20 protein-coding genes are annotated in these 25840 nt (G+C 57.0%); 16 read left to right on the top strand and 4 right to left on the bottom strand.

Annotation, left to right across the window (positions count from 1 at the left end):
- Positions 1 to 31 precede the first annotated feature (31 nt).
- Both J3U87_RS13610 and J3U87_RS13605 read right to left on the bottom strand, forming a co-directional pair.
- Complete coding sequence (locus J3U87_RS13610; protein WP_237383594.1) at positions 32 to 1789, bottom strand: carbamoyltransferase family protein; 1758 nt, start codon at positions 1787 to 1789, stop codon at positions 32 to 34.
- A gap of 477 nt (positions 1790 to 2266) precedes the next feature.
- Positions 2267 to 5098 carry an NHL repeat-containing protein gene (locus J3U87_RS13605; RefSeq protein WP_237383593.1) on the bottom strand — a complete coding sequence of 944 codons (2832 nt, stop codon included), beginning with the start codon at positions 5096 to 5098 and terminating at the stop codon, positions 2267 to 2269.
- 516 nt (positions 5099 to 5614) lie between these two features.
- Between J3U87_RS13605 and J3U87_RS13600 the strand changes: the two genes are divergently transcribed.
- On the top strand, positions 5615 to 8497 hold the full coding sequence (locus tag J3U87_RS13600) for a radical SAM protein (RefSeq protein ID WP_237383592.1): 2883 nt from the start codon (positions 5615 to 5617) through the stop codon (positions 8495 to 8497).
- A 4-nt stretch (positions 8498 to 8501) separates the two neighbouring features.
- On the opposite strand, the gene J3U87_RS13595 is transcribed toward J3U87_RS13600, so the two are convergent.
- On the bottom strand, positions 8502 to 8843 hold the full coding sequence (locus J3U87_RS13595) for a hypothetical protein (protein ID WP_237383591.1): 342 nt from the start codon (positions 8841 to 8843) through the stop codon (positions 8502 to 8504).
- Between J3U87_RS13595 and J3U87_RS13590 the strand changes: the two genes are divergently transcribed.
- Together J3U87_RS13590 and J3U87_RS13585 are read left to right on the top strand one after the other, a co-directional pair.
- Positions 8835 to 9977, top strand: a complete 1143-nt coding sequence (locus J3U87_RS13590) for a sulfotransferase domain-containing protein (protein ID WP_237383590.1) — start codon at positions 8835 to 8837, stop codon at positions 9975 to 9977. The two genes, J3U87_RS13595 and J3U87_RS13590, sit on opposite strands and share 9 nt — an antisense overlap.
- Before the next feature lie 69 nt (positions 9978 to 10046).
- Positions 10047 to 11003 carry a hypothetical protein gene (locus tag J3U87_RS13585; protein ID WP_237383589.1) on the top strand — a complete coding sequence of 319 codons (957 nt, stop codon included), beginning with the start codon at positions 10047 to 10049 and terminating at the stop codon, positions 11001 to 11003.
- A 43-nt stretch (positions 11004 to 11046) separates the two neighbouring features.
- Here J3U87_RS13585 and J3U87_RS13580 read toward each other — a convergent pair whose 3' ends face one another.
- A complete protein-coding gene (locus tag J3U87_RS13580; RefSeq protein ID WP_237383588.1) occupies positions 11047 to 12042 on the bottom strand; it encodes an FkbM family methyltransferase in 996 nt (331 codons plus the stop codon).
- Between the two features lie 658 nt (positions 12043 to 12700).
- Between J3U87_RS13580 and J3U87_RS13575 the strand changes: the two genes are divergently transcribed.
- The 13 genes from J3U87_RS13575 to J3U87_RS13515 all read left to right on the top strand — a co-directional run bounded on the left by J3U87_RS13575 (position 12701) and on the right by J3U87_RS13515 (position 25827).
- Positions 12701 to 13285, top strand: coding sequence for an SIS domain-containing protein (locus J3U87_RS13575; protein ID WP_237383587.1), 585 nt, complete (start codon positions 12701 to 12703; stop codon positions 13283 to 13285).
- A gap of 22 nt (positions 13286 to 13307) precedes the next feature.
- Positions 13308 to 13931 carry a D-glycero-alpha-D-manno-heptose-1,7-bisphosphate 7-phosphatase gene (locus J3U87_RS13570; RefSeq protein WP_237383586.1) on the top strand — a complete coding sequence of 208 codons (624 nt, stop codon included), beginning with the start codon at positions 13308 to 13310 and terminating at the stop codon, positions 13929 to 13931.
- A gap of 56 nt (positions 13932 to 13987) precedes the next feature.
- Positions 13988 to 14710, top strand: coding sequence for a transaldolase (locus J3U87_RS13565; protein ID WP_237383585.1), 723 nt, complete (start codon positions 13988 to 13990; stop codon positions 14708 to 14710).
- Positions 14711 to 14781: 71 nt separating this feature from the next.
- Positions 14782 to 15789, top strand: a complete 1008-nt coding sequence (locus J3U87_RS13560; protein ID WP_237383584.1) for an NAD-dependent epimerase/dehydratase family protein — start codon at positions 14782 to 14784, stop codon at positions 15787 to 15789.
- Positions 15789 to 16787, top strand: coding sequence for an NAD-dependent epimerase/dehydratase family protein (locus J3U87_RS13555; protein WP_237383583.1), 999 nt, complete (start codon positions 15789 to 15791; stop codon positions 16785 to 16787). The genes J3U87_RS13560 and J3U87_RS13555 overlap by 1 nt, the downstream gene beginning before the upstream one ends.
- On the top strand, positions 16784 to 18358 hold the full coding sequence (locus tag J3U87_RS13550) for a PfkB family carbohydrate kinase (RefSeq protein WP_237383582.1): 1575 nt from the start codon (positions 16784 to 16786) through the stop codon (positions 18356 to 18358). The genes J3U87_RS13555 and J3U87_RS13550 overlap by 4 nt, the downstream gene beginning before the upstream one ends.
- Positions 18359 to 18362: 4 nt before the next feature.
- The gene (locus J3U87_RS13545; RefSeq protein WP_237383581.1) at positions 18363 to 19289 is read left to right on the top strand and encodes a Gfo/Idh/MocA family protein; all 927 of its coding nucleotides are present in this window, start codon (positions 18363 to 18365) and stop codon (positions 19287 to 19289) included.
- A complete protein-coding gene (locus J3U87_RS13540; protein ID WP_237383580.1) occupies positions 19286 to 20557 on the top strand; it encodes a nucleotide sugar dehydrogenase in 1272 nt (423 codons plus the stop codon). The genes J3U87_RS13545 and J3U87_RS13540 overlap by 4 nt, the downstream gene beginning before the upstream one ends.
- A 22-nt stretch (positions 20558 to 20579) precedes the next feature.
- The gene (locus J3U87_RS13535) at positions 20580 to 21452 is read left to right on the top strand and encodes an NAD-dependent epimerase/dehydratase family protein (RefSeq protein ID WP_237383579.1); all 873 of its coding nucleotides are present in this window, start codon (positions 20580 to 20582) and stop codon (positions 21450 to 21452) included.
- A gap of 1 nt (position 21453) precedes the next feature.
- The gene (locus J3U87_RS13530; RefSeq protein WP_237383578.1) at positions 21454 to 22128 is read left to right on the top strand and encodes a class I SAM-dependent methyltransferase; all 675 of its coding nucleotides are present in this window, start codon (positions 21454 to 21456) and stop codon (positions 22126 to 22128) included.
- 10 nt (positions 22129 to 22138) lie between these two features.
- On the top strand, positions 22139 to 22816 hold the full coding sequence (locus J3U87_RS13525; RefSeq protein WP_237383577.1) for a class I SAM-dependent methyltransferase: 678 nt from the start codon (positions 22139 to 22141) through the stop codon (positions 22814 to 22816).
- 22 nt (positions 22817 to 22838) lie between these two features.
- On the top strand, positions 22839 to 24599 hold the full coding sequence (locus tag J3U87_RS13520) for a hypothetical protein (protein ID WP_237383576.1): 1761 nt from the start codon (positions 22839 to 22841) through the stop codon (positions 24597 to 24599).
- Positions 24600 to 24855: 256 nt separating this feature from the next.
- The gene (locus J3U87_RS13515) at positions 24856 to 25827 is read left to right on the top strand and encodes a thiamine pyrophosphate-dependent dehydrogenase E1 component subunit alpha (RefSeq protein WP_237383575.1); all 972 of its coding nucleotides are present in this window, start codon (positions 24856 to 24858) and stop codon (positions 25825 to 25827) included.
- The last annotated feature ends 13 nt before the right edge of the window (positions 25828 to 25840 follow it).

Genomic DNA, 25840 nt, shown 5'->3' with positions numbered 1-25840 from the left:
GGTGCGTCTCCTGAGCGGCTCCGAATAGGATCTATCGGGCCGTACCTTTCTTGGGAGTCGACTTGCCGATCATAGTGCGACCCATGACGAGGTAGTCCAGACCACTGAAACCGAAGGTGGCGACGGCATCTTCGGGAGAACCGACGATCGGCTCTCCCCGGAGGTTGAACGAGGTGTTCAGCAACACGGGGACGCCCGTACGTTCTCCAAACGCATGAATCAATTCGTAGTACAGCGGATTCACCGTTTTACTGACTCTTTGAATGCGTGCGGTGCCATCGACGTGGGTGATCGCGGGAAGAAGCGCTCGCTTGTGGGGCAATACCTTGACGACACTCAGCATGAAAAATTCGGGATCCCATGGCTCTATTTCCGGATCCACCTCGAAGAACTCGTGGGCGCGGTCGGCAATGACGGAGGGGGCAAAAGGGCGAAAGGGTTCGCGAAACTTGATGAGTCGATTGACCTTGGCTTGCATGTCGGGGAGCATGGGGTTGGCCAGGATGGAGCGGCATCCCAAAGCTCGGGGACCCCATTCCGCACGGCCTTGAAACCATCCGATGACGTGTCCTGTGGCCAGTCGATCTACCACTACCGCGAGGAGCGCCTCGTCCGTTTCGAAATGAACGGCTCGGCGTTTCATGGAGCCATGGAGTCGGTCGCGAATGTGTGAATCTTCGAAACTCAGGCCCAGTAAAGCGGAAGTCATGGGAGATCGACGTGCCAGCAATGCTGGCGATTCCGCAAGATACGCGGCACCCAGCGCACCTCCCGCATCTCCCGCCGCCGGTTGAACGTAGAGGTTCGCTCCGAGTTCTTGTTTGATTCGTGCGTTGGCCAGTGAGTTGAGCGCGACTCCGCCGGCCATACACAGGTTTTCTGTTTTTTGGTCTTGGAGTGCTTTTTTCACAAAGTCGAGAATGATGATTTCGGTGGCTCTTTGCACACTCGCCGCGATATTGGCGTAGTGGCGGCTGGAGGTGCCAATTTCGCCATCTTCGTTGACATCGAAAGGGCTTTCCGGTGTTCGTGCAGGCCCAAACTTCTCGATGAATGCCCCGTTGAAGGGAACCTCCGCGGAGAGTGCGAAATCGAAGCACTTTTGGTCGAGCCTGAAGCCAAAACGGGGGGAGAGCTCGAACATGGCAAGGATATCGTCTAGGTAATTCGGTTTTCCGAAGCCGGCCATACCCATGACCTTGTATTCACCTTCGTTGATTCGAAACCCGAGGAAGGCGGTGAAGGCGCTGTAAAACAGACCCAAAGAGTGAGGCAGCTCCTGGGCGAAGATGCGAGTGATGTTCCCGTCGGAGGCACGACATACGGAGGCTGTATGATATTCGCCGACCCCGTCCAAAGTCGCGACGATCGCTTCCTGAAAGGGAGAGCAAAAAAACGCGGAGGCTGCATGGGCCATGTGGTGATCGACCGAGGTCACCTTTTTGGGATCGATATCCAGATAGTGGGCGAGTCGTTGTTCGGGGAAAAACTTATCGCCATTCACCCAGACGCGCATGACCTTGTCCAAGGCGGCCGCATCCTTGGCCGTGGCGAAACTCAGGATTCGATCAAATTTTTTGCGGGTATCTTCATAGAAGACGACTCGATCCAAATCGTTCGGCTTCAACCCGGCTTCGGATAGGCAAAATTCAATGGCGGAAGATGGTAGGCCGGGATCGTGCTTGACACGTGAAAATCGCTCTTCTGTTTCCGCTGCGACGATTTGACCGTCGATGACCAGGGCCGCGGCCGCATCGTGATAATCAAAAGAAACACCCAGAACTTTCAAATATGCCCTCGTCGAGGTTCAGTGCATCGTGTAGGTGAATGGCGATAGCTCTTCCGACTTTTCTTCGGTCTCTTTTCGGGCTCGCATGGCTGCAAGGCGTAACCACGAGAAATACATGAAGATTCCCGCCCGAATCGATCCGGTTTTGAAACAATCCCGACAGAACCCGAGATACAGTTTGCTCCAGAACAGTACATCACCTTGGATCGATTTTTTGGGAGGCATAAGCTACCTTAATTCGGGTGAGCGACCTCGGTTCGCCAATTGGCGAATGAGCTCGTTCCAGACGGAAATGGAATGTGATGCGAATGAGATTCGTGTTTGGTTACCACATTCATCATAGGGCCGGATATCCTTTGATGTCAACTGAATAGCGCCTTGTCGAACCGCCTGGAACAGGGGCTGCGATCGACGCTTGAACCATCGTTGCGGGAAATGTTCGCGACACGCGAAGCGCCGCGGCGCCCCATCTTCCTACTATTGGCAATAACGCCCTTCATCCAGCACGAGTGTGTGGAACATGGGTAAATGGTTTCGCAGCAATATTTCTCTGTCTGCGTCCGATAGTTCTTGCCTCTGTTGAAAGAGTCGCTCCACCCGAATGACATCGGAAAAGGTGGAGGTAAAGGCCGGATCCTTTTTGCGGACCTTTTGATTGGCGGAATGAAGCCAGCAATACTGAGGTAACGAGGCCAAGAGCTTTTCCTGGTTTTCTTCTTCCTCCATATGGCCATAGGTAAGCGCTGCGTGGAGTTGATTCTGCCAATGTGGCCAGACAGTGTCCTCCCGCTCAAAAGCGAACAAACTCTCTTGGTAATGACCACGGCATCGAAGTGTCAGCCCTTTGTGAAACGACACGATTTGGTGAGTGTCAATTTTCGAAAGAAGGGTCAATCCACCATCTCCACCTTTTTGGAAACGTTCACATATGGCGTTCCAGAAATCGAATTCGTTGTCGCTCGCGAAATCGCTTCGGTTCTCCTTCATCCACGCTTTGGCGTCATCGGTGCGATCGAGGCAAAGCATCGCCAACACGATTCGCTCAATGATCACCGCTCGATTGTAGGGGCTGTCCAAAAGGTGTTCATGATTTCGGTTTTGCCACACCTCCATTCCCTGTTTCAGTGATTGTTCATAATCACCGAGATAGAGCCACGCTGAGGCCGCTCTGAGACTTCGTTCGTGCTGAGGTATTCGCTCGAGGCAATCCTGGAGCTTTTCCGCTTCTTTCCGTTCCGCGTAGAGGAGAGTCCTTCCCATCAATGCAAAGGGGGATTCGTCTTGGCTGTACGATTTTTCAGCATCGGCCAGATTGCCCATGAGGAAGTGATAATGGCCGAGGTATTCCTGCGCTTGGGGCATGGAATCGTAGGGCGTCTCCTGGATTTGGGAGATCATGCGTTGCAAGGCCGAATGATTGCCAAAGCAATAGGACACGCCGAAGAACGGGAGGAATTTTGTTTTCCCGAAACCTCTTCGAATCCGGTTTTCCCCAGTCCGATACAGGCAAAGATAAAGCCCGAGGTGTTTGTCGACCAAAAATTCATAATAAAACTTCCGTTTCACGGTCTGGCCGACTTTGGTGGGAGGAGCGGCGATCATCTGTTTCCCGAGAATGCAACGTTCCAGATACGGACTGGCGATTTCGAGGGCTGCCCGCGCATTGCGATGGTTCCGAACATCGAACAATTCGGCGGGCATGGCCTCGCCTCGCTCGACGAGCAGATAGGAGATCAGGGCGTCGAACTGGGCCATATCGTTCTGGGCATGGAACGCGGCAAACAATTGAGACTGTTTGGAGTTGGAAAGTTGAGCGTTGTTGGCGATCATGTTTTGGCCGGCAAGTCCCAGTTCCTGCTGTAATCGATACCATAAAAAGATCTCTATATCGAGTGAGGCGGCCCGGGACCATGCAAGCTGGTCTTGTGCGCCTCTTCGTAGTTCTGTGAGTTCGGCCAGGAGTTTCAATCGTCGTCGGGCGACTTCCAATAGCCCGTCCACCAAAATATCCAGGATGCTCCGACCCATTCGAAGCGCGAAATCTGATCCAAAAAGGTGTTCCAGAAGAGGCAGGAGTTTCCGAACTGCTTGATAACGGAGCTGAAAGCCGTTCAGACCGGCTCTGGCGTTCTCGAAAAAAGTTGATCCTCGAATCGAGAAGAGCCTGGTGCTAGGCCATGATTTGGTTCCGTGGTGGTCGATGGCGCGGTCTTCCTGGCCGGTGAGGTAGCCGATTCGAAAACCGGTATCACATTCGTTCAAGACACGTAGGTGGTCGAAACAGCCATGAATCTGTTGTTTCAAGCAGGCTTGAACACCAGAGTGAATGTCCTCGTCACTTCGAGACGTCAACATTTGCCGTACGTCTTCATGGGTTGCCCCCTGAATCATGCGCGTCACGATCAGTTCCAAGAAATCGGCGTGGGAGAGTGAAGTGACATGGTTCATGTTTTCGGTGTGATCCAGACCCGCGACCAATAATGAGGATGCCTTGGAAGGAAATGCCGAACCCAATGACGGCAAGGGCAATTCGATGAGACCTTTTTCCCCGATGGCGAGCACCTGATCCGCCTCGGAAAGAATGGCTCGAGTTCCTCGAGGCAGGACGCAAACGGGGGTTATTTTCCGTTCGAAACAATCCAAAAACGCCAGGGAAAGGTCTGCGAGATCCGCAATGAGCACCCCTTTTCCGTCAATCCCGAATATTCGAGCGAAGGAGGGATTGGCGAGGGTCCTTCGAAAGGAAACCGTGTCGCGATCGGCAAAAAACACCCCGTGGGCGTCGACGATGGCAAGTTTGTCCCCAACGGTCGTGAAGCGTTTCGGAAAGATACTGTCGGGAGGACCGAAGCAGCTTTTTTTCGCATCAGGGACATGTGGAGCCCTGGCTACCTTTTCCAGGTCGTATACGGAGATCCGTTGGTTATCCTCTTCGAGGACCCACAGATCGCCATCTGGTCCCTTGATCAGGGAGGTCGGCACACTCAAGTGTTCCGCTCCGCTGCCAGCCTGCCCAAAGACGGCTTTGGTCTCTCCTTCGAAGTCCATGACCTTGATGCGATGGTTCCAGGAATCGGCAACCAGCAGGTGTTCTCCGACGATCAGCATGCCCATGGGGTAGTGAAAATCGTCGGGACCGTTACCCTTTTGACCCTTTTCCCAGAGCCTCGTACCCTTTGCATCGAATTTCAAGATGCGGTGGTTGAGTTCGTCGGAAAAATAAAAACAGCCGGACGCGTCGCGAACGACCGTATCGATTTCGAGCGTATCGCTCAAATCGAGCGACAGCACCGTTTCGGTTGCCACCATGTCGTTTCTCCCTGAAGTGGATGGCCCAGTTTAACCCAATCCCCGAATTGAACAAAACTTCCAACGAGCGGTGGAAGGATTCCTTACCACCGAGACTCAAACCTCACCGATCGATCGCGAAATCAGGCTGCTTCGAGCGGCTGCAGGGCGATTGGCTCTTGTTCGTCCCGAAGGGAAGACGGGTCCCTCCCGTTCAGGGTTGTCGCTTGTAAAAGTCGCGTTTCAACGGCTATAATTCTGGTAGCGAAAAACAAAAACAACTGGAAACAAACGCAATCAAGTACCTGGGTGACGACTCGCGCTTTCAAGCGGCAAGACATGGAAAAAGCGTATTCCAAAATTGGAAATCCACATGGATTTCGAAAAGTGGTCCTTCTCCTTTACCGCATTTGTTCGGCGTGAATCGCGACGTGTGCTCGTCGGCGATTCTCGGCCAAACCATTTGAAAAGGTTCTCCCTATGAGTTCAACCGGCGATCGATCTGGCGAAATCGATGGGTTTCCAAGCGGACCGAGTGTGTCATCCCTCGAAGATGCCGAAATTGTCTTTCGCGGGCGACCTCTGCCCAAAACCGACGAAGAGGTCGACAGGTTCAACGCCGAACAGTTGCGGGAGTTGGAAGCGCGTCACTTCCTTCCCCGCGAAGTGCATCTGCAGGTGTCCAAGCGTTGCAACCTCCAATGTGTGATGTGCAGTTGGCAGACCTGGCACAGCAACGTCGGTAACATGGATTTGGCTCTTTTCGAACGCATTATCGAAGAGTGCAAGGAAGCGGGGGTTCGCAAAATTGTATTTGGCAACGCCCAGGGAGAGCCCTTTCTTCATCCAAAAATCTTGGAGATGTTGGCGCGAGCGGTAGCCGAAGGCTTTTGGGTCATGGTCTCCACCAATGGAACGCCCCTTACACCGGCCCGTATCGAACGCCTCGCCCACCTAGGGCTGAACAACATTCAGTTCTCTTTTGCGGGCTACAACAAAGACACTTACGAAAAAGTATATGTCGGCGGCAAGTGGGAACACGTCACCCGCAATTTGCAATTGCTGGCCGAGAAACTCGCCGAGGCCGATCGGAAAACGACGCTGGTCATCAACGGTTGTTACGCTAGGGAGTTGCTGGACAGGGTCTCGCCCACGGCTTTTATCGCCAAAACCAGGGCCTATTTGAATTCGATTGGCATTTTCGAACCTCCCCATCAAATCATCGTTCAGCTTCCCCACAACTTTGGCGGCACCATTGAAACCGGTGCCTATCAGCAAGACCGTCTTTTGTCCTATTATGATATCTCCACCAGAAAACCAGGTCTCTGCCGCGTCTTGAAAAACGGTCCGGGCATCTACCACGATGGCCGCGTCACGGCATGCGGTTGTCTCGATCCAAATGGTGACTTGCTCATAGGCGACATCAAGAGCACGAACATCGCTTCGATTCGAACCGGTGAGGCGTTCCAGAACATCTTGAACACATTCATGGATGGCGATTTGAAGAATCTACCTTTGTGCAACGAGTGCGACATTCCCTATTTCGATACACCGGATGAATCACCGGGGCTGTGGCCGAATCTCGTCGAGCCGACCCCGGCACCGACTGCCGTCACCCACGCGGCCGAGATATTGGAAAAACGGTTTCAAACCCATTTCACCGGCGTGTTGGATCGAGCGGCGAAAAAAATGGGTTTGTCCTGTCGTACGAATTCTCCCCTGTTGGAAACCCTCCACGATGAAGTTCTCGAACCCTATGCGCCGCCCTCCGAACTCGCTGCCACCATTTTGAGCCAGTTGTTCAAACTACCCAAAGGCAAGCAGTTGATCGAAGCCAAAGCGGGTCGTCCGATTCGAACGATTGGGCTGGCGCCGGCTACCAAATTTGTCTTGGAACATCTGGATTGGTTTCAGGAGCGGTTCGATGAAGTACGCGTGGGAGACAACTTCAAGGCCGGTCAAACGCATCACGGTCAAGAAGTGCTTACGGTCGAAGATCTGTTGGCTGGAGGGGATTCGCTGGATGCGTTCTTGATCACGACGGACACACCGAAGGTGACCGCCCACTATCGCGAGGTGCTTCCTTCGGAACAGACGGTGTGCATCACCAAGCTCCAACATGCGATTCAAGCTCACTGGTTTGCCGATCGCGGCCTGCCTCGTGCCGAACGCATCATCGCGGAGATCGAGGCTTCCCGGAACCCATTGGTCGTGTTGGGCAACAAATTGTTGGCTACCGCCGAGCCAACCTTTGCCGCGCTCGACAATGGCGATTACGACGTGTTCGTGATTTCGCTCTTCGACAAGATGGAAAATCACGGCCGAACCGGGTGGGATCAGACCAGTCCAATCTATCGGAACGCCCTGGTGACCCCTCACGAGCAGTGGCACATCTTGACCCATTTGAAAAAGGGGATGTTCTGGATTTATTACGATTTTTTTGTCAATGTCGGCTGGGATACCGACAATGCCGCACGCACCTATGCACGCGCCGCGGCCATGACGGCCATGGCCGTGCAACCGGTCGTCCTGGGGATGTACGACATCATCAAGCCGGTTTGTAAAAACATGGACAACCAGGACGAAGCCTTCTCTCTATACAAAGTCATGCTCGACCAGGCCGACGCGGTCGCTTTGACCAGTAAATCGGACCATATTGCCGAATACCTTCGAAACACCTTGGTCAAGGACCGTCCCATACTCAGCCACTATCGGTTCAGTCATCCTCCAAAACGCCCGTTGGAGCGATTGTCGCGTAAGGATGGTCAACGTCATTTGGTAGGCGTCACATCCTTTTTGGGTGAGGTTTTCGAGCCCAATCGCATCGAGACCAGGAATTCCATTCGCTCGATACTGCGACAGGGCATCCACTTCCACTACTATTCGGACAATCCGAAGGTATTTGCCTTTCGTGACGAGCTGACCGATGAGGAACGCGCTTTTTTTCACATTGAGCCGGCCATCTGGGATCAGCACAAGCTGGTTCACGAGATGAGTCGATACGATGGCGGCTGGTTGGTGGGTGATGAGGCCGCCATTTTCGCCAAACTGATCTGCGATGTGAAAGATCCGATGATTCGCGATCTGTTCTCTCTCTTCGTTCCCAATGGCGTGCCCACCTCTTCGATGACCTATGGTGCCGCGGGTCTTCCCGTATTCATCAGTCGTAGTATCAAGGTCATGGACGAAGTGTATCCCAAAGGCTGCTGTATTCCGCTCAACATGGCGGAGGTTGCGAATTTGGCCCATATTTTCGACCGTCTCGACTGGGATGGGATGCACGAAACCATGCAGGCCGAACGTCACCGGTTCGACACCTACCACCATATTCCTCGATTGGCGGCATTTCTGGATGCGATGCCTCGTCATCGGGTTGTAGGAAGTACCGAACCCCCCGACAAACCTGGGAGTGGGTATTGACCCGTCAGTGATTTCCGATCTGTGTCTCTGAACTTATGGCTCGCAATTCCTTGTTTTCCCCTTTGAAATCAAGTGGGTTTCCCACCGCGAAATGGAGCTCCTCATCATGATCGATGCCTTGAATCCCATAGACGTCCTTGATTTGACCGATCTTCCAACGGCTTGCCCCATTTGGATTTATGGTGCGGGTCCAAAAGGTCGTGACATCTTGCGTCTGGTTCGGGCTTTGCCGGACCTCCAAATCAAGGGCTTTTTCGACACCTTCAAGACCGGGACCTGTGACGATATGCAAGTGATTCATCCCAAGAATTGCCCCGATGCGCCGGAAGAGGTCGCCGTGCTTCACGCGACCTCGGAGCTGCAAAAGGTGTTGGCGTTGCTGGATGGCCTGGGGATCCATCGCGTATTCGATCTCGATATCTTTCTCACAGCCTATGGGCATCAAAAGAATATTCACTACCTACCCCAGTGCCTTCCGAATGGAGCGCCGGAGCATCCCCTGCCCTTCGAGGAAGGTCGAATTCGTGCCGTGGGTGCGCGAGTTCTAGTGCAGAAAAAGCAGTTGGAACCGGGTTTCACTCGATTGCGCAAGTTGGCCACGGAATGCGGGATCATTCATGTAGAAGACGATATCGCGGGTTGTGCCCTGCGCCAATCCATGGACCACCAGCTACTGGCTTCCTATTACGACGAGGCCGTCAAACAAGGCATCATGCCTGGAGAAAAGCTGGACAAAGAGCAGGAGGATGCCATTGCACGGGGCATTCCTCCCATTTTCATCAACACGATCCTGAAATCCGGGACCGGGTTCTTTACCAAAGTATTCAAGGATCAGCTACATATGCCCCAATTCTTTACCACGCTACGGGGCTCTCCCAACGACTACATTCTCCCCACGTACATGAAAAAATTCGCCAGGGGTGGTGCGATAACGGTTCAGCATTTGGACGCGAGCGCAGCGAATCTAGACACCCTGGCCGATTGCGGCGTCAAGAAAATATTCCTGCATATTCGCGATCCACGCCAGGCTACCGTGTCCTATCTACATCACCTGGAAAACAACTTAAGTGGAGAGCTGTTCGCCTTGAGGAATTGGATCCACCCATTCCTCCCCCACAACTATCCTTCACTGGAATGGAAGGAAAAGGTCGCCTGGCATGCCAGAAATCATGTGATCACACTGATTCACTGGATTCAGGAGTGGTTGTACGTGGCCGATAACGATCCTCGATTCGACATCATGATTTTAGATTTCAACGAACTGCGGAGAGATGAAGCGGGGACCATCAACAAGGTCATGCGCTTTTTCGACTTGGGTGATCGCGTCACCACGTCGGATATTCCGGACAAGAAAGAAGTGCCTCATTACCGGTCGGGGCAGTCCGAAGAGTGGCGCCAGGTCTTCAATTCGCGGGAGCAGGCAATTCTGTGGGAGTTGATACCGGAGAGAATGTCCTCGCGTTTCGATTGGCAAGCGTGATTGGTGACCTCCCAAACGCGAAGATTTCGGTTGGGAGATGTGATTCCGAAGCCGCACTGGAGGTGAATTGTGGAAAACAGGCGTTTTGATCTCGTTCCTAGCGTTCAGGGAGCATTCCCTTTTCCGTATTTGGTGGTGGACGACATTTTTGCGGAAAAGGATTTGAATGAGGTCTTGATGCATTGGCCATCGATAGATCACTTTGGGGTCGAAGGTCATCATCAACACGACTTGAGGTTGCGACTGGCGGAAAAGGAAATCGACGAACATGGTTCCTTGATCATGCCAAAGAAGCCGTTTTGGATAAGGAACAACGAAGAAAGAGCGTTGTTCTGGAAAAGGTTTGCCGATGACACTTTGAGACCGATTGGTTTGGAAATTTTGAAATACTATTCGAGCTTTTTCAGGATCCGATGGTCCGACTACGAACCCAATTATTACTACAGTTTGTATTGGCTCGAGGACGCACCCGAAAAATATGCCGATATTGGTCTCCGCGTTCATACTCACTATGATCACGACCCTTTTTGGGCCGTTAGTTGCCTTTTCTATTTAAATGAGGGGAACAAGGTCATCAGTGGAACAAACCTCCAGAGCATACAGACGACCGAAAATCCTGAATCAGAGTGTGACATCGCTCTCAACTCTCGTAGATGGTACACGGACGAGCGAATCAAGCCTGTTGAAAGGTTTGATTTCAAAAAGAACAGGTTGGTTACCTTTGTGGATGGGCCGCTCTCGTTTCACGGAGTCGATCGTTATGCTTCTCATGATTCCGATGTTGAGTTGGAGAGAAAAGCGATTTTAATCCATCTGGCACTTCACCCCAAACATTTCAATGAGCATTATGGTATGGATCGCAATGCGTTTATGTCCAAAGTTATGTCACACAGTGTTGACCAGGACTTGTTCCGAATAGTCAAATCTGATGTGAAACGTTATAAGGATGCCGTGGCTCGATTCCGACCATTTGAATCATCTGATTATGCCAGGGGTATTACCTTGCATGGGTATCGGTCGGGATGAAACGTAGCTTGCCCAGGTGGATCGATGGGGACCTAGAACGGTTCTAATTGGTCTTGGGAACGGCTGCGATATTGGTCGGCAGAGCCTTGAATGCTGTGTGAAACACATCCAGATCCGATCCCAGTGCTTCGGCGGGAACCAGCATGTCCATGGTGGGATAGGCCAGAAGGTCGTAATGTTCGCGAAGAAACGCCAGGGCCTGTTCCGCACAGGTCAGATCTGTTTCATAGGCACCCGCATTGACCAGAGGGTGTTCCAGAAAAAGATAGGGTTTGTGGGCTTCGATGATGCGAGCCGCACCCAGAATCACTTCGCCGTCGACACCTTCCACATCGATTTTGATGGCTTTGGGTGCGATGTCGTGGTCACGACAGAAATCGTCGAGGGTGATGCAGGGAACCTCGACCGGGTCGGTCTTGTTTTTGGCGACCATGCTGGTGTTGTTTACCCCGACCGGATAAATGGAAACGGTTCCCGATTGTCTGGAGACCGCATTCATATGTATGGAAACATTGGGTTTGCCTACGTTGGTATTTTCGATGACCCGTTTCATCTCGGGGTTGGCTTCGAAGATGTGCACGTGTTCGCAAAAACCAGCCAAGGTGGCTCCGGTGAGACCGGTGTTACCCCCGATATCGAGTGCGGTGCCGGAACCGTCGAGGTAAGTGGTACAGAAATGCAGAAAAGTCGGCATCTCATAAGTGACATAGGTGGACCAGAGGTTGAACGGCAACACGACCCGAACCTTGTTTTCGTGCAAACGGGCCTCGATTTGGGGATTGCGTTGGGTGACCATGACACAGTCTCCCTCTCCTAGCAGGGGGACGACGTTTTCCCAGTAGCGCAGACTGAATTGGCAACTGGGGCAGCGCCGGCTCGGCGGGCGCTCGTTTGTCAAAAACCCGTGAAACCTGCCTGGGAATCGTCCCGCGACCAGTACCTGGAGTTTCTCTCGAAAATCGTTGTTCCCGTAGATGAAAAAACGCCTGATCGCTTCCAGTTCCTTGAAATCCGACGGGTTTTCGATTCTGTCCTGCATCGTTCCTCCAGGTTTAGTTCGTAGAGATCGGGGCATGCCGTCCACCATTGTCGAGTGATGACGGTCGAGTGATGACGCACACCGTGGCTAATTGTTTGACGCTAAGGCGGTTCCTATGGGTATCGGGTTCCGCCAAGTCTACCTCATTCCCTGTCGAGTATTGCAAGAAATCCAGACTTCAAAGATTGGGCCGGGCACCTAGGCGAAATGGATTGGAAAAAAGTGCTTCGGGTTTCCGAATCGATTCCTTGATCATGTGCGGAGTGGCGGCGAAGGAGTGGTTCTGTACCTGAAGGACTAGGCAAAATTTGCCGCTCAAAAAGCTGTGTTAGTCGTTGTATAATAAGGCTTAACGGCTCTTCAAGTTCCCCTGTACAGACTCCGAGAATAGCTTGGTCCGGCCTTCTGATGCAATCAGTGATGCCCCGGGTCCGTGCATGGCTACTTGATGTTTGGAAGATTGTCCCGAGGTAAGTGACCAACGATTTGGAACGGGTTTGTACAAACCTTTATCAAGGGGTTCGACATGCGAAGTTCTGCCTGTCTGGGCCTCATTGATGCGAATCCATCGCGACACCTCGAACATCGAACCGCTTCTGTCAAAGACCGGTGCGGTTGACGATCTTTGGCTATTTCGCTCTCTCGGAGATGGAACCCCATGTCACACGCTCAAACGTTTTTTCGTGAAGCCGCCCAAATCTGCGCCCAAATCGATACCGACAAGATCGAAACCATGGCCGTGGCCCTCGCCGCCCTTCGCGAAAACGGCGGCCGGCTCTTCATCATCGGCGTCGGCGGCAGTGCGGCCAACGGCGCCCACGCCGTCAACGACTTTCGCAAACTTTGCGGTATCGAGACCTATGCCCCGATGGACAACGTCTCGGAACTGACCGCGCGCACCAACGACGAGGGTTGGGAAACGGTGTTTTCCGGTTGGCTCGAAGTCAGCAAACTCGGCGATCGCGATGCGGTTCTGGTGCTCTCGGTGGGCGGCGGCAACGCCGAGAAAAACGTCAGCGTCAACATCATTCGCGCGCTGGAACTGGCCAAGGCGCGCGGCGCACAAATATTCGGCATCGTTAGCCGCGATGGCGGCTACACCGGCCAGGTGGGCGATGTGGTGGTGATCGTGCCCACCGTCCATCCCGATCGGGTCACGCCCCATGCGGAAGGCTTTCAGGCCGTCGTCTGGCACTGCCTCGTCTCCCATCCCGCGCTTCAGGTCCGGGAGACCAAATGGTGAGCGCGGCGATCGGCGGCGCACGATGAACCGAGCCATCTTTCTCGACCGCGATGGCGTGCTCAATCGCGCCTTCGTTCGCGGCGGCAAATCCTATCCGCCCGACCGCGTCGTGGACTTCGAACTGCTCGACGGCGTGGCCCAGGCCTGCCGCGACCTGAAGCGGGCCGGCTTCCTTTTGGTGGTCGTGACCAACCAGCCCGATGTGGCGACCGGCAAACAATCGCGCGAAAATGTCGAGGCCATGCACAAAAAATTACGCGGCCTCGTTCCCCTCGACGACATTTTGGCCTGCTTTCACACCGATGCCGATAACTGCTTGTGTCGCAAGCCGAAACCCGGCATGTTGAACGAAGCGGCGCGGCGGCACGGCATCGATTTGACGCGCTCTTTCATGGTCGGCGATCGCTGGAAGGACATCGAAGCGGGACAAAAGGCTGGATGTCGCTGCTTTTTTGTCGATTACCAATATAAGGAACCCGCACCCAAGAAACCCTTCGAGCCTGTGGCCGGATTGCACGAGGTCGCAACCCGCCTGCTGGCAGACCCAGGGATCGGGACAACGTCACAAGGATGTGAAACCAGCCGACAACCTGCTTCCGGGCCATCTGAAGGCCCCGAGGCAACCTCACACGGATGTGAAATCTAATTTCAGACTGCCTTCAGGCCCCCAAGGCCCGAGGCGCTATCACAAGGATGTGAATCATGACTTCAACGGATTTGAAGATAAAAGTGTTCGCGGACGGCGCCGATCTCGACGACATCCGCGCCCTCAACGGCAACCCGCTCATCCGGGGTTTCACCACCAACCCCACGCTCATGCGCGCGGCCGGGGTGACCGAATACGAGGCGTTCGCACGCCGCGTCTTGGAGTTCATCACCGACAAACCCATTTCTTTCGAGGTCTTTGCCGACGAACTAGAGCTGATGTATCGCCAGGCCAAGGTGATCGCTTCCTGGGGCGGGAACGTCAATGTCAAGATTCCGGTCACCAATACCAAGGGCCAGTTCACGGGCCCCATTCTCGAGCGCCTGTCCCGCGAGGGCGTCCAGGTCAACGTCACGGCCGTGTTCACCCATGCCCAGGTGCGCGATGTGTTGGCCGCACTCTGTCCCGACACGCACGCCATCGTGTCGGTGTTTGCCGGCCGCATCGCCGATACGGGTCTCGACCCGATCCCCTATATGGAAGAAGCGGCGGCCATGATCGCGGCATTTCCCCATGCAGAACTGCTTTGGGCCAGTCCGCGCGAGGTACTCAATATTTACCAGGCGGATGCAGCCGGTTGCGACATCATCACGGTCACGCCCAACCTCTTGAAAAAGCTGTCGCTACAGGGTAAAAACCTTGATGAGTTTTCCCTGGATACCGTTAAGATGTTCTACAAAGACGCTACCACCGCGGGTTACCAAATCAATCTGGATTGAGTTGCCGGATTATGCGCGCAAAAGCAGGGTAACACCTATTCGTTTGAGTACTTTGCATACGGAGAAAAGTATTGAGATTCGATAAGATCCTCGTCACCGGCGGGGCCGGGTACTGCGGCAGTGTGCTCGTGCCTCGCCTGCTGGAAATGGGCTGTACCGTCACCGTCTACGACATCCTCTACTACGGCTGTGACCACCTTCCCAAAGACCACCCCAACCTCACCGTCGTTCAAGGCGACATCCGCGATACCGCCGCCCTGGCCGAGGCCATGGCCGGCCACCAGGCCGTCGTTCATCTAGCCTGTATCTCCAACGATGCGAGCTTTGTCCTCGACGAGGCGCTCTCCACCTCGGTCAACCTGGACGCCTTCGAACCGATGGTCGTCGCCGCCAAGCGGGCCGGCATCCAGCGCTTCGTCTACGCGTCGACCAGTTCGGTCTATGGCGTGTCCGACGAACCCGACGTCACCGAGGACCATCCGCTGGTGCCCCTGACCCTCTACAACAAATACAAGGGGATGTGCGAGCCGCTACTCACCAAACACACCGACGAGGATTTCGTCGGCGTCATCTTCCGGCCGGCCACCGTCTGTGGTTACGGGCCTCGCCAGCGGCTCGACGTCTCGGTCAACATCCTGACCAACTACGCGGTCAACAAGAACCAGATCCGGGTGTTCGGCGGCTCCCAACTGCGCCCCAACCTGCACATCCAGGACTACGTGAACCTGGTCACGCGCCTCCTGGAAGCCGAAGACCACGTCATCGCCGATCAGGTCTTCAATTGCGGCTATCAGAACATGAGCATCATGGACATCGCCCAAACGGTGAAGCAGGTGGTCGAACGCGAATTCCCCGAAAAGGGTGAGATCGCCATCGCGACCGAGCCCACCGACGACATCCGCTCCTACCACATCAACTCGGACAAGGTGAAAAAGGTGCTCGGCTTCGAACCGACCCTGTCGGTGGAGGATGCAGTCGTGGACCTGTGTCGCGCCTTCCGCGACGGCAAGCTCCCCGACAGCTTCGACGACGACCGCTACTTCAACGTGCGGACCATGAAGAACACAGGGGCACGCTGATGGCGAAACCGCTCGCGGTCGTAACCGGCGGGGCCGGTTTCATTGGCAGCCACATGGTGGATCTCCTTCTCGCGGAAGGGTTTCGGGTCCACGTGATCGACAACCTGGTGGGGGGCCGTCGCGCCAATCTGGAACATCACGGCGACCACCCGGACCTTGCCTTTCACGAAGTCGACATCCGGGCCTTGGCGCCCGACAGCCCGATCTTCGCCGGCGCCGATCGCGTCTTTCATTTCGCGGGCATCGGGGATATCGTGCCCTCCATCGAGCGACCTTCGGAGTACATGTCGGTCAACGTGCAGGGCACGGTTCGGGTCCTCGAATGTGCGCGAGCCGCGGGGGTTCGCAAGTTCGTGTACGCGGCTTCGTCCTCCTGTTACGGCCTGGCATCGGTGCCCACCGACGAGGACCACCCGATCGAGACGAAGTACCCCTACGCGCTCTCCAAGTTCCAAGGCGAACAGGCCGTTCTGCATTGGCACGAGGTCTACGGGTTGCCCGCGAACTCGATTCGCATCTTCAACGCCTACGGTACCCGCTCCCGAACCTCCGGCGCCTACGGCGCGGTGTTCGGCGTGTTTCTACGGCAGAAACTGGCGAACAAACCGCTGACCATTGTCGGTGACGGCACCCAATCCCGGGATTTCCTGTACGTCACCGATGTGGCCGCCGCCTTTTATGCAGCCTCGCAAACCGAGCGTACCGGCGAGATCTACAACCTGGGGGCCGGCAACCCCCAGAGCGTCAACCGGCTGGCCGACATTCTGGGGGGAGAACGGGTGCAGATCCCCAAACGCCCAGGCGAACCCGAATGCACCTGGGCCGATATCTCCAAGATCCGCCGTGACTTGGATTGGGCACCCAAAGTGAGCTTCGAGGAAGGGGTTGCCCGCATCCTCGAGAACATCGACTACTGGCGCGATGCACCGCTGTGGGACGTGGAGACCATCGCCGGCGCCACCAAGACCTGGTTTCAGTACATGCAGGACGAATCATGATGGAAAACGACAACAACGAATTTTTTTCGAGCAAAATCAAGACGCTGGACGAATTGGCCGCCATCATCGGACCGCGGCCGCGTGAGAACAAGGTGATCATGTGCCACGGCACCTTCGACGTGGTTCACCCGGGGCACGTGCGCCACCTGCTCTACGCCAAGAGCAAGGCCGACATCCTCATCGCCAGCCTCACCTGTGACAACCATGTGACCAAGGCCAATCTGCGGCCCTACGTCCCGGAAGACCTGCGCGCCATCAACCTGTCGGCTTTCGAAATGGTCGACTACGTCGTCATCGATCGCAACCCGACCCCGATCGAGAACCTGAAACGGCTGGAACCGGACTTCTTTGCCAAGGGTTACGAGTACGTGAAGGGCAACATCCCGCCCAAGACGCGCGAGGAAATGGACACGCTGGAAACCTACGGCGGCGAAATGATATTCACGCCAGGAGACATCGTCTATTCTTCGTCGCGGATCTTCGAGTCGGAACCGCCCAACATCGGCATCGAAAAACTGATGGTGCTGATGGAGGCCGAGGACATCACCTTCGGCGATCTGGCCGAGACCATCGATCGCTTCAAGGGCATCAAGGTCCACATCCTCGGCGATACGATCATCGACAGTTTTACGCGGTGCACCATGATCGGCGGCATGACCAAGACCCCGACGATCAGCGTGCGCTTCGAAGAGAAGACGGATTTCGTCGGCGGTGCCGGCGTCGTGGCCAAGCACTTCCGGGCCGCCGGCGCGGACGTCACCTTTTCGACCGTGCTCGGCGAAGACCCGCTGGCCGAATACGCGCTGAAGGATCTCGAGGCGGCCGGTGTCAACACGGTGCCGGTCATCGACGGGACGCGCCCCACGACCAACAAGAACGCCTTCGTGGCCGACGGCTACCGCATGCTGAAGGTGGACACGTTGGACAATCGGCCGATTTCGGACAAGATCGTCGGCCAGCTCCAGGAACAACTCCGCGAAACGCAGGCCGACCTGGTGGTGTTCAGCGATTTCCGCCACGGCATCTTCAACAAACACACGATCAAGGCACTCATCGACGCGATTCCCGACGGTGCCTTCCGCGTGGCCGACAGCCAGGTGGCCAGTCGCTGGGGCAACATCACCGAATTCAAGGATTTCGACCTGATCACGCCCAACGAGCGCGAGGCTCGCTTCGCCTTGGGCGATCAGGACTCGGTGGTGCGTCCGCTGGCCACGGAGCTGTTCGCGCGGGCCGAATGCAAGACCCTGATTCTCAAATTGGGCGAGCGCGGCATCATCACCTATCGCACCCGTCCCGACGACGACCCGCGCACCATCATCTCGGTCGACAGCTTCGCCAACCGTGTCGTCGATGCCGTCGGTGCGGGCGATGCATTGCTCTCCTACGCCGCCTTGGCCATGATCGCCTCCGAGGGCAACGAGGCGATCGCTTCGATTTTGGGCAGTGTCGCGGCCGGTCTGGAGTGCGAGTACGACGGCAATGTGGTCGTCACGCCCAAGTCCGTCAAAGACCGATTGGCGAGTTCCGAATGCGCCGTACGCTTTTCGGAAGCGCCGAGGAGGGACTGAACCCTTGCGAGTCATCGTACTGGGCCTTGGGATTCAAGGCCGCAAGCGTCGCGACATCGCCGGCAATGACTGTGTCGGCGTGGTCGATCCGTACCAGGACGAAGCCGACTACCGGCACGTCGCCGACGTGCCGTTGAACAGCTACGACGCGGCGCTGGTGTGCACACCCGATGCGGCCAAAATGGAACTGCTGACCTATTTGTTGACCAACCGGAAACACGTGTTGGTGGAAAAGCCCCTGCTTTCGGAGCACCCCGAGGAGCTGGCCGCACTCGCGCGATTGGCCCAGACCCACGGCGTCACGTGCTACACGGCCTACAACCACCGTTTCGAACCGCATTTCGTGCGCATGCACGAAGCCTTGAAAGACGGCTCCCTGGGCCGGGTCTACACCTTGCGCATGTTCTACGGCAACGGAACGGCGCGCCTGGTGCGCAACTCGATGTGGCGTGATCAAGGTGCCGGCGTGCTGCCGGACCTGGGTTCGCACCTGCTGGACACGGTGCTGTTCTGGTTGGGCCAACCCGACGAACCCTTCCGTCTGTACAGCGCCAACCGCTTCGAAAACAAAGCTCCGGACCACTGTGCCATCGGGTTGAATGGCGCTGTCTCGATTCACCTGGAAATGACGCTGCTGAGCTGGCGCAACCACTTTTTCGCCGACCTGTTCGCGGAGAAGGGCAGCGCCCACATCCAATCCCTGTGCAAATGGGGTCCCAGCACCTTCATCCTGCGCGATCGCAAGCTTCCCTCGGGCCGCCCCGACGAGAACGCCGCGACTTTGGTCCAGCCGGATCCCACCTGGGCCCTGGAGTACCGCCACTTTCTGGAGCTGTGCGAGCGCGGCGAAGGAAATCTGGCCAACGACATCTGGATCAACGACGTCCTGCAGCGCTTGACCCGAGACGTTTTGGAAGGACGGTGCCCATGACCGCACCCAAGGTCGGTTTTGCCGGAATGACGCATTTGGGTTTGAACTCGGCGGTGGCCTCGGCGGCGCGCGGCGCCCATGTCACCTGTTACGACGGCGACGAGGCGTTGGTCGAATCCCTCGCCGCGGGCCGAACCCATATCGTGGAACCCGATCTGGATCGCCTGCTTGGCGAGCATGCGGCTGGCTTGCAGTTCACTTCCGATTTGGCGACCTTGAGCGATCGCGATTTCGTGTACATCGCGCCGGATGTGCCCACGAACGATCGCGGTGAGAGCGATCTGACCGGCATTCGGGAATTAATCGAACGCGTGGATGGGTCGCTGCCGGCCGAAATCCCGCTGATCGTGTTGAGTCAGGTACCGCCTGGGTTTACGCGTCAATTGAAGCTGCGCGCGGGTCGACCGCTGTACTACCAGGTCGAGACCCTGATTTTCGGCCAAGCCATTCATCGCGCCCTTCACCCCGAACGCTTCATCATCGGTTGCGGCGACCCCGAAGAACCGCTGCCCGAAGCATTTCGGACCTATCTCGAGCTGTTCGAGTGCCCTCTGCTGCCCATGCGCTACGAGAGTGCCGAGCTGGCCAAGATCTCGATCAATTGCTGCCTGGTCGCCTCGATCGGGGTCGCCAACACGCTGGCCGAACTGTGCGAGCGGACCGGGGCCGACTGGTCCGAAATCGTGCCCGCCCTCAAACGCGACAAGCGCATCGGGCCGCACGCCTATCTCGCGCCAGGCCTCGGCATCGCCGGCGGCAACCTGGAACGCGACCTGAACACCGTGATCGGTCTCGCCGATCGCCACGGCACCGACGCGGGCATCGTCCGGGCCTGGATCCACAACAGCGAGTACCGCAAGCATTGGGTGTTGCGCGCGCTCCATCGACGCCTGCTCGGCCAGGTGGAGGATCCCGTGATTGCCGTGTGGGGGTTGGCCTACAAACCCAACACCCATTCCACCAAGAATTCGCCCGCCCTGGCCCTGATCGATCACTTGGACCGCTACCGCGTTCAGGCGTTCGATCCCGTCGTCAAGGGCGCACCCGTCGAGGCGCTGGGCATCGTGGAAGCGCCCGACCCGCGCGAGGCCTGTGCCGGCGCCGATGTGCTGGCGATCATGACGCCCTGGAACGACTTCAAGCAGGTCCCACCCGCCGACGTGGCGCGCGTCATGAACGGCACCCTCGTCATCGATCCCTATCGTACCTGGAACCCCGCTGCCTGCCGTGAAGCCGGCCTGACCTACATCACGCTGGGCTCTGCCTAGACTCAATACCCTGGAGAGAAACATGTTGGAACACAGAAACACGCCTGCCCGCGATCCCGAACGCGTCGTGTTGCTGGGCGCCGGCGGCTTCATCGGCAAAGCGCTGAACCGCCGACTGGTGGAGGCCCGGATCCCCACGCTTCCCTTGACTTCGTCCGACCTGGACCTGTGTGCCGAGGACGCCCCGGCTCGCTTGAAAGAAACCCTGCGATCCGGCGACAGCCTGGTCGTCCTGTCGGCCCTGACACCCGACCGGGGCCGCGGAATCGATACCTTCATGAAGAACTTGAAAATGATCGAGAACCTCTGTGCCGCCTTGGGCGATTCGCCTTGCGCGCACGTGGTCTACTTCAGTTCGGACGCCGTCTACCCGTTGGGGACCGGCCTGATCGACGAGGAGAGTGCGGCGGCGCCGACGGATCTATACGGAGTCATGCACCGCAGCCGCGAGCTGATGTTGCTCCAGTCCCTCAGACAACTCTGCATCCTGCGCCCGTCGCTGATCTACGGCGCCGACGATACCCACAATTCCTATGGTCCCAACCGGTTTCGTCGTCAGGCCCACGCCGAGGGCAAGATCGTCATCGGCGGTGAGGGCGAAGAGACGCGCGACCACGTGTACATCGACGACGTGGCCAGCTTGACCCACTTGGTGCTCACCCACCAAAGCACGGGTATCCTGAATCTGGCGACGGGCAACGCGACCGATTTCGGCAGTGTGGCGCGTCACGTGGCCGCCCTGTTCGACGGCGAAGTGGAGGTTTGCCCCACCCCGCGCAAGTTCCCCATCACCCATCGAAGCTTCGACACCACGGCGTTGCTGAAGGCCTTTCCGGATTTCACCTTCACGTCGCTCGAGGAAGGGCTGCAACTGGCCCACGAAGGAATGAACTGAGATGGCGTTGTTCAATCTGCTGCGCACCGTACCCAGCATTCGCCGGAACGTCTCGGCGCGGTTGGTCGATAAAGAGCTCAACCAGCGCGTGTCCTCCCAGTTCGGCCGCGAGTACTTCGACGGGCCGCGCGAACAGGGCTACGGCGGTTACGTCTACGACGGGCGCTGGATCGCGGTCGCCGAGACGGCTACGGCCCGCTACGGGCTCAGCGCGGGGCAGCGGGTGCTGGACATCGGCTGTGCCAAGGGCTTTTTCGTGTACGACCTGATGCAGGTGGTGCCGGGTTTGGACGCTCGCGGGCTGGACATCTCGGCCTACGCGCTGGAGCACGCCAAGCCCGAAGTCGCCGATCGGTTGGTGTTGGGCAACGCCATGGACCTGCCCTTTCCGGACGATCATTTCGATGCGGTGTTCGCCATCAACACCATCCACAATTTGGAACGGGACCAATGTATCCAGGCCCTGCGCGAAATGAATCGGGTCAGTCGCGACCCCGCCAAGTGCTTCGTTCAGGTGGACGCCTATCGGTCGCCCTCCGAAAAGGACTTGTTCGAAGCCTGGATGTTGACCGCCAAGACCTACTGCATGCCCGACCAGTGGGAACGGTTGTTCGAGGAAGCCGGCTACCGCGGCGATTGGTTCTGGACCATTCTCGAACCGGAAACCACCGATTGAGGGGGCCGAGATGAGCGAGCGAAAGACCCGGGAACCACAATACGAGCGCTGCTTGGATTATTGGGAGGAGCGCGGTCCCGAGACGATGGGGATCATGACCAGCCAGGCCTGGTACGACGATCCCAAGCGGCTCACCTTCACGCTGGCGCGCTACAAATTCGTGGCAAAGATGTTCGCCGGTCGCCGTCACGTGCTCGAGGTGGGTTGCGCGGATGCCTTCGGCACGCGCATCGTCGTGCAGGAGGCCCAAAAAGTCACCGCCACGGATTTCGATCCCATTTTTATCGAAGATGTCCGGAAACGCACGTCCGATCGCTGGAAATTCGAGTGCCGCGTCCACGACATGCTGGGCGGCCCCATGCCCGGCGACTACGACGGCGTGTACGCGCTGGACGTGTTGGAGCACATCGAGCCGGCCGACGAAGATCGGTTCGTGCAAAACATGATCGCTCCCCTGGAGCGCGACGGCGCCATCATTTTGGGCATGCCGTCGTTGGAATCGCAGGCCTACGCTTCACCGATCAGCAAGGAAGGCCACGTCAACTGCAAGACGATGCCCGATTTCAAGGCCTTCGTTCAAAAGTATTTCGCCAACGTGTTCATGTTTTCCATGAACGACGAGGTCGTACACACCGGCTACCACAAAATGGCGCACTACCTGTTTGCGCTGGGTTGTGGCAAGCGATGACGAAGCGAAGATGGAGACCCCTATGCCAGATCCTGCCCTGATCCTGGAACGATTCAAAAACCACCTGAACGAGATCGTCGCCAAGGAACACCTGTACCCCTACATGGATACCAACGCCGAGGATTTCGACATCGACATGTTGATCGATATTCTGGTGGCCAACTACATCGATGTACATTTTTTCATCGATAACGTGACATGGGACGGGATCCTGGCCTATTTGAACGAATTTCCCCAGGTCGGCAGGGACGGGGGCCGGCGCCTGGTGGTCGCGCCCTGCTCGCCGCTGTTCGAACCCATTTTGGAGAAACTCGCCGCGCACTTCCCCAACGTCGCCTTCATCGACATCAATCGCGCGGGTTTCCGGCTCGGCGACAAGACGATCCAATTACCGGATCAGGTGGTACCGGCTCCGGACGACGTGTGCCTGATCGTCACCCGCAACACCGAGGCCGCCGCCAGCTACGAGAAAAAGTTCGGCAAGGACAACTGCGTCAATCTGTTGCACCTGTTCATCCAGCGCTATCGTCAGGAGTTGGCGCCCAAATCACAGGTGTTGCTGGACCAAATCAATACCGCGGAGAAGCCGATCCTGTTCGCCAGCCCACGACCGTTGGGGACCATGGCCTCCTCGGTTCATCAGATGAACCGCGACGGGTACACCACCTTCTGGTTGGGTTCCGAGGAAATCAAACACGAGAAACAGAGCGGCTTCAACACGCCCAAGGTGGAGGACATCCCGTTTCGCGACTTTGCGATCGGCGGCCTGATCGACCTGCTCCACATCTTTTCGAATATGTGTCAGGGCAAGGTGCTCTACCATTTCGAAACCATCTACCCGCCGGCTTGGGACTTCAGCCGTGTGGCGATCTGCTATGCCGCCACCCTTGCCATGATCCGCACCATCAAAGAGACGCGCCCGCCCGAGAGTACCGGTCGCCTGGTGCTGCACATGTACGACGCGATCAAGCCGGGTGTCAAAAACTACCAGGCGGGCGAGGCCTGTGGACCCCTGTACAAGCAGGTGATGACCGAGGCCGACGCGGTCATCTTCAGCTCCTACACCGAGGATTTCGGCGATTTCGTGCAAAACGCCCTGGCGCGACCGCTGAAACGCGCCCATTGTCATCGCTATCAGGTGTTGCCCTCCAGGCGCCGGCCGCGATTGACGGACGGTTACCACGTCGCGCTGATCTCGGTACTGCTGGAAGAGTACTGGGAGCCCTCGCGGCTGGGCCTGTTGCCGTACCTGCGCAACGTCATCGATCAGGGCATCTACATCCACTACTACGTCCACGAGATTTCGCCGACCAAGATCGTCGAGTTCCGCGAATCGCTGCCCGAGCACCAGCGCCACCTGTTCCAGGTCCACAAGCCGATTCACGATCTGGTCGAGCTGGCCAACGAACTCAGCCAGTACCACGTGGGTTGGAGCCTGTACAACATGCAGATTTTCAGCGACATGGTCTCGCACGTGACCGACCAGTTCACCCGCGACGCCATGGACCTGTTCACCCCGACCACCCTGCCCTCGGTGATTTGGACCTGTGCGGCGGCGGGATTGCCGATCGTCTGCAATCGTTCGATGCGCGGGGTGGTGGACATGCTGCCGCAGGGACTGACGATCCCGTTGCACCTGTCGGAATTGGTCAGCCTGCGACGGATCCTCGAAGAAACCGACTGGGACGCCGTCGATCGAATCCCCCTCGACGACCTGGATATTTCCAGGCAAATCCATCTCCTGTACGACTTCCTGGATGGTTTGACCGAGGAGGCCCCATGAGTCATGAGGCAAGAGATGGTGCCCATCGAGAAACGAAATCAATTCTTCAACCCAAGCGGTCTGGCTGGGTGGGCACGCGATCAGGTATCAGGTGTCAGGTCTCGGTAAGATCATTGTTCAAGGGTGATGAGCTGCTACCTGATACTCGACTGCTGATACCCGTTGGTCTTGGCGACCCTACTGATTCAGAGGGGCATTTTCATAAAAACCCTGTTTCTGGTTGGACCCGAGTCAAGAAATGCCGGAGGAAGATCCCATGATCACGCCCGAGCTTCACCTTCAGATGCACAAGGAGTTGATCCGCATTCGCCGTGCGGAGGCAACCCTTGCCGAGCGCTACAAAAAACAGGAAATGCGGACGCCCACCCACTTCGGCCTGGGCCAGGAGGCGGTGCCCGTCGGTGTTTGTGCCGCCTTGAAGCGCACCGATGTCGCCTATAGCCATCATCGTTCGCACAACCACTATCTGGCCAAGGGCGGCAGCGTCTACCGGCTGGCGGCGGAGCTGTTCGGGCGCGCGACCGGTTGTTCCGGCGGGCGTGGCGGTTCGGTCCACCTCACCGATCGCGAATGCGGCTTCATCGCCTCGAGCGCCATTTTGGCCGAAGCCGTCGCGGCGGCGACCGGCAGTGCCCTGAGCTTCGCGATGGATGGCAGCGATCGCATTTCGACCGCCTTTTTCGGCGATGCGGTGGCCGAGGAGGGCGCCTTCTACGAATGTCTCGGCTACGCCTCGCTCAAGAATCTGCCGGTGCTGTTCATCTGTGAGAACAACGGCTACGCCACCGAGAGCCCGCTCTCCATCCGCCAACCCGAAAAAGCCTCGATCACGGGACGGGTCGCGGCGTTCGACATCCCCACTCGCGAAGTGGACGGCAACGACCTGCGCGCCGTTTACGAAGCGGCGGTCGAGGCCGTCACCGCGATTCGCCGCGACAGTCGGCCCTTTTTCCTGGAATGTGCCACCTACCGTTGGTTGGAGCACGTGGGTCCCTGGTTCGACCACGAATTGAAGCGGACCTATCGCACCAAGGAAGAGGTGGACGGATGGATGGCGCGCTGTCCGGTGAAGCGCAGCGCCGCCTACCTGGTCGACAACGGCATCGCGACCCAGGATCAGCTCTCCACCTGGGAAGCGGAGATCCAGGCGCGCATCGACGCGGACGTGGCACGGGCCTACAACGATCCCTGGCCGGATCCCCAACACCTCATGGAACACGTTTACTGAGACGGAAGGAACC

The organism is Sulfidibacter corallicola (genome assembly GCF_017498545.1).
GTDB classification, from domain to species: domain Bacteria; phylum Acidobacteriota; class Holophagae; order Acanthopleuribacterales; family Acanthopleuribacteraceae; genus Sulfidibacter; species Sulfidibacter corallicola.
The sequence above is the reverse complement of the archived record's forward strand: the minus strand, read 5'-3'. Positions and strand labels throughout refer to the sequence as shown.

Excerpts from the sequence above, each read along its gene's own strand:
- J3U87_RS13530 (WP_237383578.1), top strand. The coding sequence starts at position 21,454 with ATGGCGTTGTTCAATCTGCTGCGCACCGTACCCAGCATTCGCCGGAAC.
- J3U87_RS13525 (WP_237383577.1), top strand. The coding sequence starts at position 22,139 with ATGAGCGAGCGAAAGACCCGGGAACCACAATACGAGCGCTGCTTGGAT.
- J3U87_RS13580 (WP_237383588.1), bottom strand. The coding sequence starts at position 12,042 with ATGCAGGACAGAATCGAAAACCCGTCGGATTTCAAGGAACTGGAAGCG.
- J3U87_RS13520 (WP_237383576.1), top strand. The coding sequence starts at position 22,839 with ATGCCAGATCCTGCCCTGATCCTGGAACGATTCAAAAACCACCTGAAC.
- J3U87_RS13515 (WP_237383575.1), top strand. The coding sequence starts at position 24,856 with ATGATCACGCCCGAGCTTCACCTTCAGATGCACAAGGAGTTGATCCGC.
- J3U87_RS13540 (WP_237383580.1), top strand. The coding sequence starts at position 19,286 with ATGACCGCACCCAAGGTCGGTTTTGCCGGAATGACGCATTTGGGTTTG.
- J3U87_RS13535 (WP_237383579.1), top strand. The coding sequence starts at position 20,580 with ATGTTGGAACACAGAAACACGCCTGCCCGCGATCCCGAACGCGTCGTG.
- J3U87_RS13565 (WP_237383585.1), top strand. The coding sequence starts at position 13,988 with ATGACTTCAACGGATTTGAAGATAAAAGTGTTCGCGGACGGCGCCGAT.
- J3U87_RS13555 (WP_237383583.1), top strand. The coding sequence starts at position 15,789 with ATGGCGAAACCGCTCGCGGTCGTAACCGGCGGGGCCGGTTTCATTGGC.
- J3U87_RS13550 (WP_237383582.1), top strand. The coding sequence starts at position 16,784 with ATGATGGAAAACGACAACAACGAATTTTTTTCGAGCAAAATCAAGACG.
- J3U87_RS13575 (WP_237383587.1), top strand. The coding sequence starts at position 12,701 with ATGTCACACGCTCAAACGTTTTTTCGTGAAGCCGCCCAAATCTGCGCC.
- J3U87_RS13605 (WP_237383593.1), bottom strand. The coding sequence starts at position 5,098 with ATGGTGGCAACCGAAACGGTGCTGTCGCTCGATTTGAGCGATACGCTC.
- J3U87_RS13570 (WP_237383586.1), top strand. The coding sequence starts at position 13,308 with ATGAACCGAGCCATCTTTCTCGACCGCGATGGCGTGCTCAATCGCGCC.